The sequence below is a fragment of the Klebsiella sp. GN_Kp190 genome, from assembly GCF_040061795.1.
GTDB classification, from domain to species: Bacteria; Pseudomonadota; Gammaproteobacteria; order Enterobacterales; family Enterobacteriaceae; genus Klebsiella; species Klebsiella michiganensis.
The window spans coordinates 45,887-57,288 of record NZ_JBEAFN010000035.1 but is presented as its reverse complement, the minus strand read 5'-3'; the positions used below and the strand labels follow the sequence as shown (position 1 = coordinate 57,288).

Here is an 11,402-nt window from a genome sequence, read left to right as displayed (position 1 = left end):
ACCACGGTGGGGGCCTGTTTTATCTTTTGCCGTTCGGTTTAAGCTGTTCGCCGGGTCTGAGCCTGAACAGCTCGTCATCTCGGGTGGAGTAGCGAACCGTCCCGTCAGCCAGCCGATAAGCACCCTCGGTGAATCCCGCGCCGTTCAGGAACGGCGCCACCGCGTCCGGCGTGTTGCGGAAGGCGGCTTCCAGGGCGAGAAGCGCATAGGGGGCAATACTATCGATACTGGCATATTCGGCCTCAGGGTCATCGACAAAAAAGCCGTTGAGGCGCTGCTTGTTGATGATGTTTGCGCCGATGCGATCCGCCAGCGTCAAATAGTCCTGCTGCCCGGTGGCCTGCCACAGGTCGATAAGCGCGAAAATCGCATACGGCTGATGGTTCTCCGTTTGGCTATTCAGCCTGCGGTTTGCGCCGCCGGGTTCACCGATATCGCCTAAACCCTGGCCTTTCGCGATGCCGCGGGCGACTTTCCAGATGGCACGATCCGGTTCAAGCGTCCAGGCGCGGGCGTAGGAGAGAAGAAATTCATTTCCCGCCGGATAGGCTTTGAGCACCGTGCCTTTTTTCCCATAATAGCCATCGCGTTTTAACGCATAGCCGGAGAGATCCGTGCCGTTGGCCAGCATCGGGCGGAAGGTATTGTTCTGCTCATCGTAAGCGTAGGTCGCAAAGGCTTTGAGGCCATCAAGGGTCCATTTTTTGAGATCGTCACCGTCTTTGCCGAGCGATTTTGCCAGGGCAAGCTGCATCAGCGCATTTTCTGAGTAGAGCGTGCTGGTCCGGCCCTTCAGCAGCATATTGCCCTCCAGCGCGTCCGGGCCCAGTTCGGGGCCAAACTGACGCTGCGCGCGGTCGCCGTATTTCGAATGCGTGTCGCTGTCATCTGTGGTGTCGGCGCGTTTTAGCGGTTGGGTAAACTGGTAGACGCCCAGTCCGGTCTTCTTATCTCGCGGCAGAACGTACTGTTCGGCCAGACGCTTCGCCCACGTCAGCGCGCCAGCGTCACCATCGTATTGATAGAGCAGCGATGCGGAGTAGATAAGGTCGTTGCCGGCATTGAGAAAGCTCAGGCCCTTGGTGGCGAAAAAGGGCGGCTGTTGGACAAAATCACTTTGCCAGAGCGCGCCCATCGCTTTGCCGTACTCCCCGTGACGGCTGGTTTCCAGCGTTTTCCAGTCGTAAACATGGGCGTTCCAGAAAGCCTTGATAAAGCGCGCGGTGGCCTTGTCATCGACGGCAAACATCATGTCGTAATAGGGATACGCGTTCTTAAGTTCATGGACCATCTCCTTTTCGCTCGGGCCTTGAGGCTGCAGCGTTTTCAAATCAACAAAGCGATGGCCTCCCCACAGCAGTAGCCCGCTGGCGTCCTGATAGTGGTCAAAGTAGTAGCGAATATTCTCCGCGACCCGCTGCTTATATTTTGCTTCGCCGGTCAGGTTGCTTAACCCTACCAGCACCCGCATCAAGTTTTGCTGGGCCGAGAAGTTCGACAGCACGGTCACTTTACCGTCCGGAAAGACCCATTCCATTTGCTTGCCGGTGCGAGGATCCACGCCATTGGCCAGCAGAGGAGAGTGATGGCCGTACCGATCTCCCGCTTTATCCAGCACGACGTCAGCGAACTGCTTTACGCTGCTCAGGCGCGCGTTCTCCTGGGCGCCAGCACTCAGTGAGAAGAGACTCAGAGCGCCCAATGCCAGGGTGATTTTTGCAATCTTCATTATTATCCTCTTAATGAAAATAAGGGTTTAATAAAACCCTTATTTATTATCTGGCTGACAGGAAGTTATCAGAAGGAGTATTTCACACCAACGCGATAACGCGTTTGGCGTTCATCGGTGGTTTTACTGCCGGAAACGTTGCCGATGGCCATATAAGGAGACCAGTTTTTATCAAATTTATAGGTTAGCTTAAAATCATGGGTCCAGTCGTAGCTTTCGTTATCCGCTAAAATAACCCCCGCGGAGTTGGCTTTTTTATAGTCCAGTTCATAATCGAGCTGATAATCTTTAAGGAATTTCCAGGAAAGAACGCTGGTCAGATTATAGCCGTTCTCCGAGGTGTCTTTAGACGTGCCGATATTGCCTGAATTGCGCTTGTAGTAAGGTCGGTAGCGCAATGAGGCACTGACATCGTCGGTCAGATTCGCTTTACCGCGCAGGTAGGGACGATAGTTGTTTGAGGACGAACTGGTATCCAGAGAGAAGCCGGGCTCAATCTGGAAGGTTTTATTTATTTTATGCACATAGCTCGCCACCACTTCGGTGCCGTTACTCACGGTTTCATCATAGGCTTTATTTTTATCCTGCGAACCTTTCCATTTCCCTTCCAGCGACAGGCCAAAGCCATTGGCAAAACGGTGAGACATCAGCAGTCTGTCTTTATGATTATTGCCGGCTTTGTCATTGGTTTCATGACGATAATCAAATGTCACCGCGTGGGCAGCAATACTGATAAAAGGGATCGTGACTAATAATAAGGAACGAAACATAGGGTGCCTCTACTTTTTTTATTTTCCAAAGGTACAAGAAATTACCTGCCGTAAAGCAGGCAGAACGATACAAATGAAATTATTAGATGGTAGTGTGGTGCCGGGTGCCTCCCGGTGAATCAGGCGCTGACTTCCTGATTCGTCTATAAAAACGAAACGTCGATGAGGGTATTCCTCAATTCAGCATGACCCCGCCGCTTAGGGGGATTCACCACACATTATTCTTTATTCCCTGGTGATGACTAATTAGTACTGTCTGTAATTTTATTGAAAATTACTTTTACACAAAATGAAATGGTGTTTTGAGATCGAGATCTGAATATTAAAAATAGAGGGTAAATATTTTTTATGTCATTTATAAAGATAATCCTAATAATTAATTATTCTTTTAAATCAGCTGGTTGAGTGGTTTCTTTGGGTTTATTTTGCGTTTTTATTTGCGAATATAAGGATTTTTTGTGAATTAACGGTAATCTTATTCCTATATTTTTAAGCGCTCAGTTTGTTAAAACTTAAAAATAGTTCGATGGTTTCAATGGTTAAACCGAAGCCAGTACTGCCGATCCCTTTAAGCTAAACGAAAGCTAAACGGAAATGAGGGCGGTATTGATCTGCCAGACTGACGACATAACACTCTCCGAAAAGTATCCATATGGAAGGATAATAAAAGACGGTAACCTCGGGACTTCAAGATGACTATTCATGGAAAGGATCGTGTATTTATTTCTGGCGTTGAGAATATAGTGCAGGAGCTGAGCGATGGCGCGGATGCCGGGTTAAGCAACTGCGTGTATGTCACCTGCGGGATGGATATCCAGGAGATATATGCTTTGTTCTTTCGCCATCCGCCGGAGCACTACGCCATCTTCATCACCTCTGAGCGCCATTTTGAGACCATCAACCGGCTGTTTCCGGGCCTGTTAAAGCTCTGTTTGTCAGAGAGGTTGACGGTCGAAGAGCTGCGTCAGGCGTTAAAAGTGATGGGCCTGTTATCGGCCCAGAACCAGAGCGTTGCTTATCTGCCCGATACGTTTAATTTTACCCATGCCGAGCAACAGATCATGAGGCTCAGTTTACGCGGCCATTCTCTGGATGATATTGCCCGTATCCGCGGGGTCAGCCCGTCCACGGTCAGCGTCCAGCGTACCCGGCTGATGAAGCGCATGGGAACCAAAAGCCTGCAGGAACTCTGCTCCCTCTATGCGGCTATGCGTGCCAGCGCTTTCTGAATAAACGCAGGGCTGGAATCTGGCGAAATTTGAGATATTATGCTGAGCCATCGTACTAGTATAAAGGTTCAAAGTGATGACGTTTTCCACCCTTGCCGATGCCAGAAGCCAGATCGATTCGATTGATAGCGAACTGGTTAGCCTGATTGCTCAACGTGCTGAGTGCGTTAAAGCCGCTGCCGCATTCAAAACTGACCACTCCGCCGTTCGTGCTCCCGCGCGCGTGCAGCAGGTTATTGATCGGGTTCGCGAAAAGGCGGCTGCCGCAGGGTTACCCGAAGTGATTATTGAGAAAGTGTATCGGTCCATGATAGACGCCTTTATTGAGTATGAGCTTGAGCAACATAATCAGCTACAGCGGCAAAAAAGTAACGGTGTGTTGGGTGAGTGACCCACACGATATTCTCCTGGCGCGCAGGGTCAGTTAGCCTCATTCTGACTCCCCGACGGGCTGCTAAGCTATTATCCCCACGCTCTGATAGCCAGTGCCGCGCTATAGAGCCCGAATCCCCAGGCCAGATGTGTGAGCACGCTTAGCAAGCGAGCCAGCCACGGGTGAGGTGTTTGCGATGCCGCAATGCCGAAGCCCAATGCGGGCTGAAGTACGCTGCACGCAGCCGGAGCATAGGCATTGTGAAGAGTTTAAAAGGATTGTGGCGAGAGAGCTGAGGCTGGTCAGCTAATTAAGAACCTTATACTTTGACGAGAGCATAATGATGGAAAAAAATTTTACGCCTGAGCAAATCGAAATCATTAATCGCGTGGTTTTTGCGCGTATCGAGCATATGAAAGAGAAAGTGATTGAAACCATTGAGCAGACAGAGCGCGATGCGCACCAGCAGCTGGTGGATTGCGGGATTGATATGACCGATTTCTGTCCGGCTAATCAGCACTTTCTCATGATGACAATCGTCCAGGCGCTGATAGATCGGGTGCACGGGAGCGACAGGGCGCTTGCCCGGAAGATAATAACCATGGAGGCGAAGAGACTGAACGTCAGCGTTAACGTCGAGGCAGATAGTTCGAGATAACCTTAAGGCTGAGTCTGCGGCGGACCAGGAAATCCGCGCCCGTCGCCCGGCATCGCACCTTTACAGTTCGCGCAAACGCTCTGCGCTGTTATGCTAAAAACCCGGCAAGCCGCGCTGTAATGAGACCTGACCATGCCCGAACGCGAAAAAAACATCCATATTCAACCCTGTTCTTCTATCTCTCGAACGCATATTCTTCCGGCACTGCTGGCGATTGTCGCCGTATCGAGCCTGTGCGCGTTCGTCTCGCCGCCGCTGGGGCCGTGGCGCGAAATTTTGACCAATCCAGGGATGTATATCGATCTGCTGGCGCTGCTATTTCTGCTGTTTATGCTCTGGAGTTCGACCAAGGTGCGGATGAACCACGTGGCGGTTAACTGGGTACGCTACGGCCTGCTGCTGTGGATTGCCGGTGGCACTTTCGACCTGATGGACGAAATATTCCACCAGCCGCGCTGGATGGGGTACTACTGCGAAGATCTGCTGCGCCTGTCCGGCATGCTGCTGAGCGCGGTCGGGGTCTACAAAATTATTGAGCGCATCAATCTCCTGTACGTCGACGCGCGTTCGCAATCGCTCAAGGATGAGCTGACCCAGCTGCCCAACCGTCGCTTTTTTATCGACACCATCCGCGAGAAGGAGGGGCGCAGGCTGGCGCTGATGATTGTGGATATCGACTACTTCAAGAAAATTAATGACACCTGGGGACATCTGGTGGGGGACGAAGTGCTGTTTGCCCTTGGCAAACAGCTGGCGAAGCTTACCAGCGATAAGGTGTTGCCTTCGAGGATTGGCGGAGAAGAGTTTGCCATTATTGTCGATGGCCTGTCGGCGCAGGAAGTGGATGAACTGGCGCAGTCGATTTTGCAAAACGCCCGCGCGATCTTGATCAACCACGATAACCCGCTGTCGATCAGCATTGGCGTCGGTCTGCGCCATAAAGACGAGCCGCAGAACCTGTTTATTAAAAAGGTCGATGACGCGCTCTATAAGGCGAAAAATAACGGCCGCGGACGGGTTGAATGGGCCGCGTGAACTATCCCTGCTGCGCGCTGCGGCAGTGGCGACGATATTCGGAAGGTGAGCGCTCGGTGTAGCGTTTAAACACCCGGCAGAAATAGTTGCTGTCGACAAAACCGCAGTTGTGGGCGATCTCTTTGACCTTGAGGTCGTAGCCGCGCAGCAGCTTTTTCGCCTTTTCCAGGCGGACGCTGGTGAGAAACTCATTAAAACCGACGGAGCCGGATTTCTGGAATATATGCGACAGGTAGTTGGGCGTAATATGAAAACGCTTCGCTACCGACTCGCGGGTCAGCGGCTGGGTGAGATGCTCTTCGAGATAATCCTGTACCGCCAGAAACAGATCGCGGCTGCGGCTGACGCGCATCTCCAGCCCGACCAGCTGCTCAAGGCAGTGGCTCAACAGGGCCGCGACTACCAGCCTGGCGGTTACCGGGTCCGGCTGCAGGCAGATTTCATTGAGCGACAGCAGCAGGTAGGAGCCCACGCGCGGTCCGAGGCGGGCGACGTTCTGCTTTTCCGTGCGCAGCTGCTTGCCGTCCCAGTGCTGAACGCAAAACCCGAGCTTCTGGCGACCAAACAGAATGCTTAACGTCGACGCCGGCGCGGTCCATTCCGGCAGCGTCCATTTACCCGCCTGAACGTAGAGCACCTGCGAGGCGGAGAGCATCGTCTCCGACAGCGGCAGCCCGCTCTCCTTAAGCTCGCCCTCAAGCACAATTTCCAGCCGTGGAAAGGGCACCTTAAACGCCAGCTCGGGCTCGGAGATATCCGGGTCGGGGAACCTGACGTGCAGATTATCTTTCTGATTTACTAAACGATTTAAAATATCCGCCAGATCGTCAATCATTCCGTATGCCTTAGAAGAGAGCAATTATCCTGTTGATTATAATCTATTTTATCTGCACAGGTTTGTTCTGTATCAGGCGGCTTCGCTAATGATTGCCCTGCAGGAAGGGTGAAAAAGCTGGATTTTGATGGCCATCACACTTTTCCCTGCCGCGTACGCTCGTCCAGTTTTTCGTAGTTTTGCCCTCATGTATTCCCACCCGCCGCCGATTAGAGTTTGTTTTGTGTTATCGATAAGTTAAGGAATATAAATATGGAACAACAATCTGCGGTTTATCTGGATGCGCTGGGGGCGAACGTTGCGCTGAGCCCGGCAATGAAACAGGAGCTGGATACCCTGGGCTACACCGTTGTGCATAACGTGGTGGACGCGGAGTGGCTGGCGGCGATGCGCGCGCTTATCGACGCCATCGTCGAGAGAGAGGGCGATAATCTGGCGATCGAGCACCACCAGGAAGCGACGGCAACCCGCATCGCCAACCTGATTAACAAAGGCGCGATTTGGGAAAAGGTCTGGTCCCATCCGCTGATTCTCTCCGCCTGTCGGCATGTTTTTCAGGGGGATTTTAAAGTCTCCAGCCTGAACGCGCGGGAAGCGTTGTTCGACGGCGGCCATCAGCCGCTGCATGCGGACTGGAAAAAGCCGCGTCACGATTTTCCGAAAGTGCATCTGGTGAATACCATCTGGGCTATCGATGATCTGAGCGCTGAAAACGGCGCGCCGCGCATTATTCCCGGCACCCATTTGCGTCCGGAGCTGCCGGAAGCGGTGCTGGATGACCCGGAGCTGGCGCATCCTGATGAGGTGGTGTTCGCCGCGCCGGCGGGCAGCGTGATGATTTATAACGCCCACGCCTGGCACGGCGGGACGCGCAACCGCGTCGGCAGCAGAAGGCGCGTGCTGCACGGCTTATATATCGACAGAGCGGATACCGCGCAGCAGGATCAGCAGCGCTGGCTGACGCCGGAAACCGCCAGCCGCCTGACGCCCGCGCAGAAATGGCTGCTGGGGGTGGCGTAAAAATCGCATGGAATTGTAGCCCCGGTAAGCGCAGCGCGACCGGGGGAAGTCTGAGCGGGCGCGGTGCTATTTCCCCGGGCCGCGGCGCAAGCGCCTTGCCCGGGCTACAAAACGGCAAACGGCGGTGAACCTGTAGCCCCGGTAAGCGCAGCGCGACCGGGGGAAGTCTGAGCGGGCGCAGTGCTATTTCCCCGGGCCGCGGCGCAAGCGCCTTGCCCGGGCGACAAAATCACCGGTGTACTCACGGGATCTCAAGATAAACCACCGGCTTTTTCATAATGCATTTCACCGCGTCGACAATCTGCTGCGGCTGCAGCAGAAAGGTTTTGATGCTGGTCTTAATGGTGCGGATGCCGCTAAAGCGTCCGGCATCGTCAATTTCAATATCCGTCACCAGCAGAACGACATCGGCATGGGCGATATCGTCGGCCATGATTTTGTTCTCAACCCCCAGCGCGCCCTGGGTTTCAATTTTGATATTCCATTTCTCCTGGTGGCCGACTTTTTCCAGCCGCTCGGCCGCCATATAGGTGTGAGCGACGCCGCTGACGCAGGCCGTGACGGCAACGATAGTGAAATCCATAGCATCCTCCTGGCGTTATCCGCCGACGGTCACGCTAAAACCGGCCCGTTCGGCCAGCGTCCTGAATGGCTGAATCTCAGATTCTGCAGGGGCTTTAATCATCGACATCGACCATTTTTTTCCCAGTAAGTGATATTTGGGTTCGCCGTACTGATGGAACGGCAGAAGATGAATTTCCGGCAGCTTAAAGGGGGCCAAAAACGCCAGAATCCGGCGGAAATTCGCTTCATCAAGCGTGAATCCCGGAATCAGCGGCACCCGGGGGATCACGTGAATATGCGCTTCCACCAGACGGGTAAAGTTATCCAGCACCCGCGGCATATTCATCCGCAGCTGCTCGCGGGCCAGCGTTTCATCCATGATTTTTAGATCGAACAGCACTTCATCGCAGGCCTGCGCCAGCGGAAAAAAGCGGCGGTATGCGGTATCGCCCGCCGTTTCAATCGCCGTTCTGATCCCCCATTCGCGCAGGCGGCGTAGCAGGCGCGCGGCGAATTCGGCCTGCATCAGGACTTCGCCGCCCGACAGGGTCACGCCGCCGCCGGAGGCGCGGAAGAAGACCTCATCCTTCAGCACCTCTTTAAGCAGATTATCGAGGGTGACGTCGCGGCCAATCTGCTGCCACGCGCCGGAAGGGCACTCGACCACGTCCTGCTGGCAGCGGGAGCAGCGCAGGCACTTGCTCTCGCGGCGTACGGTCTGAATTTGCGGCGAGATCGACTCCGGATTGGCGCACCAGGGACAGGTATGCGGGCAGCCTTTAAAAAACACGACGGTGCGGATCCCCTGACCATCATTCAAAGAGTAGCGCTGGATATTAAAAATGCGCGCCTTATCGGCGCGCGTTTCCAGGACCTCACAGCTGATGCGCGGTGCGGCGGATAATGTCATCCTGAATCTCCTGCGACAGCTCGACGAAAAAGGCGCTGTAGCCCGCAACTCGCACCACCAGGCCGGCAAAATCCTGCGGCCGCTGCTGGGCTTCGCGCAGCGTATCGGCGTTAACCACGTTGAACTGAATATGCTGCAGCTTCAGCCTGGTGAATGCCTGCAGGAAGTCGGCCAGCTTATTGAGGCCGCCGTCGCCGGCAAGGGTCGCCGGGGTGAATTTGATGTTCAGCAGCGTACCGTTGGAGAGCAGAAAGTTATCCAGCTTGCTGACCGACTTAAGCACCGCGGTCGGCCCCTGCACGTCCTGGCCGAGCATCGGCGAGAGCCCGCCGTCCGCCAGCTGCTCTCCGGCCAGGCGTCCGTCCGGAGTGGCGCCGACGACCGAGCCGAGCGGCACGTGGGCAGAGACGGTATAGGAGCCCGGCGTAAAGCGACCGCCGCGCGGGTTGCGGTACTGCTCTACCTCTTTGCAGTAGAATCGCAGCAGATCGGCGCTGATGTTGTCCACTTCGTCAATATCGTTGCCGTATTTCTCGAAGCGGTTGATCAGGCGCGCGCGGATTTTTTCCCCTTCCGGCGTCTGGAAGTTGGCTTTCAGCACCGCGATCAGTTCAGCGAAGCTGAGCCGTTTTTGCTCAAACACCATCCCTTTAAGCGCGTGCAGCGAGTCGCTGAGGTTAGCGATGCCGATGCCCTGGACCCCGGAGAAGTTATAGCGCGCGCCGCCTTCGGTGATATCCTGGCCGTGCTGCACGCAATCCTCAATAAAGGAAGAGAGCAGGGGAACCGGCGCCCAGTCGCGGTGGCCGATATCGCAAATATTGCTGCCTTCGACCATCAGCCTAATGTAATAGCGAATCTTGTCGCGGATCTGGTTGATCAGCCCGTCCCAGGTGATGTCAGGGTTACTTTCGTTTTCCAGCATCACGATTTCCATCACCTTCAGCAGGTTGAACATGGCGATATCGTGCAGGCCGTAGGTGCGCCCCGGGATCGACAGCTCAACGCAGCCAACCACCGAGTAATCCCGCGCGTCATCCAGCGAGACGCCGCGGTTGAGAAACGCCGGGATCACCACTTCATCATTGAAGATTTGCGGAATGCCGGTGCCGAGGCGAATGGTCTCGGCGGTTTTGCGCAGGAAAGGGCGATCGACCAGCTCGTTGACCCGCACGCCGAGGTTCGGCTGCGGCAGGCGAACGTTCTGGTAGGCGTCGAGGGATAAAAACGACAGGATATTGACCGCGCTGCGTCCGGTCTCGGTCAGGCCGCCGAGCAGGGCGGTATAGCCGGTTGGGAAGCCCGCGAAGTAGCGCGCGCTGCTGGTGGAGCGCAGCAGGACAATATCGTTGCACTTCACCCACAGCGACTCCAGCAGCTCCTGAAGAAACTGCGGATCCTGGCCGCGATTCAGCGAAGCCTGATAGTACGGCAGCATGTACTGGTCAAAGCGGCCCAGCGAAATGGAGCTGGCGTTGGATTCATACTGCAAAATGATGTTCATATACCAGAAGAGCTGGCAGGCCTGCCAGAAATCTTCCGGACGGTGCACCGCGTTATGGCGGGAGATGTCCGCGATGGTCTCCAGCTCTTTGCGCCGCTGCCCGTCGCCGCAGCCGGCGGCCATGTCATCGGCAAGCGCCGCATAGCGCAGAATATGGCGCTGGGAGGCTTCCAGCAGGATCAGCACCGCCTGATAAAAATTGTTCTGCGGGTGCCGCTGACTCACCGCTTTCATCTCCGCCACCAGCGCGGCGAGGCCGTTTTCCAGCAGGCGAGGGTAGTCGATGATGATATGTCCCTGGCCTTTATCGGTCTGGTTGACGCTAAAAATCTGCGTGCTGACGGCGGCCTTCACTTCATCGGTCATCTGGGCGTTGATGAAGTCCTTCATCGAGCGATTTTCCCAGTAGGGGAACAGCACTTCGCGGTAGATGCGCTTATCTTCTTCGCTGATGTTGAAGCGGTCCTGCGGGCGGGTCGGGAACTGGTCCAGCTCCTTGAGCAGCCAGTAGGGATCCATCTCCGGCGACATGATCCCGGCGCGCGGCTTGATCGTACGGTTACCGGCAATCAGTTCATCATCACGAATCGAAATCTGCACATGATCGAGGACCCATGCGGTCGCTTTCGCCCGGCGGATCATCACCGGCTCCCCCTCGGTCTGTTTATGGCTGGCGGTGTAGAGCAGCGCTCGCTCGAGGGAGATTTCGCGCGGGTTGGCGAACAGACGATCTTTTAAGCGTTGAGTGCGATTAGTCATGACAAGCTCCATGTTA

Annotated in this window: 11 protein-coding genes and 1 pseudogene; 5 read left to right on the top strand and 7 right to left on the bottom strand. The window is 55.0% G+C overall.

Annotated features, from left to right (window positions below; translation table 11 throughout):
• Positions 1-19: 19 nt before the first annotated feature.
• The gene (locus tag ABLU67_RS21475; RefSeq protein WP_064405528.1) at positions 20-1,729 is read right to left on the bottom strand and encodes a pectate lyase; all 1,710 of its coding nucleotides are present in this window, start codon (positions 1,727-1,729) and stop codon (positions 20-22) included.
• Positions 1,730-1,797: 68 nt separating this feature from the next.
• Positions 1,798-2,499, bottom strand: a complete 702-nt coding sequence (locus ABLU67_RS21470) for an oligogalacturonate-specific porin KdgM family protein (protein WP_014228776.1) — start codon at positions 2,497-2,499, stop codon at positions 1,798-1,800.
• Positions 2,500-3,191: 692 nt separating this feature from the next.
• Between ABLU67_RS21470 and ABLU67_RS21465 the strand changes: the two genes are divergently transcribed.
• Positions 3,192-3,728, top strand: coding sequence for a LuxR C-terminal-related transcriptional regulator (locus ABLU67_RS21465; RefSeq protein ID WP_032719719.1), 537 nt, complete (start codon positions 3,192-3,194; stop codon positions 3,726-3,728).
• 76 nt (positions 3,729-3,804) lie between these two features.
• Positions 3,805-4,119: a chorismate mutase gene (locus ABLU67_RS21460; RefSeq protein WP_032719718.1), complete on the top strand. Its 315-nt coding sequence runs from the start codon at positions 3,805-3,807 to the stop codon at positions 4,117-4,119.
• A gap of 71 nt (positions 4,120-4,190) precedes the next feature.
• On the opposite strand, the pseudogene ABLU67_RS21455 reads toward ABLU67_RS21460, so the two are convergent.
• A pseudogene (locus tag ABLU67_RS21455) lies at positions 4,191-4,334 on the bottom strand (DUF2938 family protein); the annotation flags it as partial.
• A gap of 110 nt (positions 4,335-4,444) precedes the next feature.
• Between ABLU67_RS21455 and ABLU67_RS21450 the strand changes: the two are divergent.
• Complete coding sequence (locus ABLU67_RS21450; RefSeq protein ID WP_032693404.1) at positions 4,445-4,759, top strand: hypothetical protein; 315 nt, start codon at positions 4,445-4,447, stop codon at positions 4,757-4,759.
• Positions 4,760-4,891: 132 nt separating this feature from the next.
• The gene (locus tag ABLU67_RS21445) at positions 4,892-5,794 is read left to right on the top strand and encodes a GGDEF domain-containing protein (protein WP_014228780.1); all 903 of its coding nucleotides are present in this window, start codon (positions 4,892-4,894) and stop codon (positions 5,792-5,794) included.
• Between the two features lies 1 nt (position 5,795).
• On the opposite strand, the gene ABLU67_RS21440 is transcribed toward ABLU67_RS21445, so the two are convergent.
• Complete coding sequence (locus ABLU67_RS21440) at positions 5,796-6,629, bottom strand: AraC family transcriptional regulator (RefSeq protein ID WP_025106241.1); 834 nt, start codon at positions 6,627-6,629, stop codon at positions 5,796-5,798.
• Positions 6,630-6,881: 252 nt separating this feature from the next.
• Here ABLU67_RS21440 and ABLU67_RS21435 point away from each other — a divergent pair, with 252 nt between their 5' ends.
• Positions 6,882-7,649 (top strand): phytanoyl-CoA dioxygenase family protein, encoded by a 768-nt coding sequence (locus tag ABLU67_RS21435; protein WP_116280401.1) that lies wholly within the window; start codon positions 6,882-6,884, stop codon positions 7,647-7,649.
• 241 nt (positions 7,650-7,890) lie between these two features.
• Here the strand turns inward: ABLU67_RS21435 and ABLU67_RS21430 are convergent, their stop codons facing one another.
• The 3 genes from ABLU67_RS21430 to ABLU67_RS21420 are packed head-to-tail and all read right to left on the bottom strand — an operon-like array spanning position 7,891 to position 11,386.
• A complete protein-coding gene (locus ABLU67_RS21430; protein WP_004849743.1) occupies positions 7,891-8,232 on the bottom strand; it encodes a PTS fructose-like transporter subunit IIB in 342 nt (113 codons plus the stop codon).
• A gap of 15 nt (positions 8,233-8,247) precedes the next feature.
• Positions 8,248-9,123, bottom strand: a complete 876-nt coding sequence (locus ABLU67_RS21425) for a [formate-C-acetyltransferase]-activating enzyme (protein WP_025106242.1) — start codon at positions 9,121-9,123, stop codon at positions 8,248-8,250.
• The gene (locus ABLU67_RS21420) at positions 9,089-11,386 is read right to left on the bottom strand and encodes a formate C-acetyltransferase (protein WP_348852529.1); all 2,298 of its coding nucleotides are present in this window, start codon (positions 11,384-11,386) and stop codon (positions 9,089-9,091) included. Before ABLU67_RS21420 ends, ABLU67_RS21425 begins: the two co-directional genes overlap by 35 nt.
• Between the last annotated feature and the right edge of the window lie 16 nt (positions 11,387-11,402).

Bases quoted from the DNA above. Each gene is read 5' to 3' on its own strand.
- ABLU67_RS21430 (WP_004849743.1), bottom strand. From the start codon at position 8,232: ATGGATTTCACTATCGTTGCCGTCACGGCCTGCGTCAGCGGCGTCGCT.
- ABLU67_RS21440 (WP_025106241.1), bottom strand. From the start codon at position 6,629: ATGATTGACGATCTGGCGGATATTTTAAATCGTTTAGTAAATCAGAAA.
- ABLU67_RS21475 (WP_064405528.1), bottom strand. From the start codon at position 1,729: ATGAAGATTGCAAAAATCACCCTGGCATTGGGCGCTCTGAGTCTCTTC.
- ABLU67_RS21420 (WP_348852529.1), bottom strand. From the start codon at position 11,386: ATGACTAATCGCACTCAACGCTTAAAAGATCGTCTGTTCGCCAACCCG.
- ABLU67_RS21435 (WP_116280401.1), top strand. From the start codon at position 6,882: ATGGAACAACAATCTGCGGTTTATCTGGATGCGCTGGGGGCGAACGTT.
- ABLU67_RS21450 (WP_032693404.1), top strand. From the start codon at position 4,445: ATGGAAAAAAATTTTACGCCTGAGCAAATCGAAATCATTAATCGCGTG.
- ABLU67_RS21425 (WP_025106242.1), bottom strand. From the start codon at position 9,123: ATGACATTATCCGCCGCACCGCGCATCAGCTGTGAGGTCCTGGAAACG.
- ABLU67_RS21460 (WP_032719718.1), top strand. From the start codon at position 3,805: ATGACGTTTTCCACCCTTGCCGATGCCAGAAGCCAGATCGATTCGATT.
- ABLU67_RS21465 (WP_032719719.1), top strand. From the start codon at position 3,192: ATGACTATTCATGGAAAGGATCGTGTATTTATTTCTGGCGTTGAGAAT.
- ABLU67_RS21445 (WP_014228780.1), top strand. From the start codon at position 4,892: ATGCCCGAACGCGAAAAAAACATCCATATTCAACCCTGTTCTTCTATC.
- ABLU67_RS21470 (WP_014228776.1), bottom strand. From the start codon at position 2,499: ATGTTTCGTTCCTTATTATTAGTCACGATCCCTTTTATCAGTATTGCT.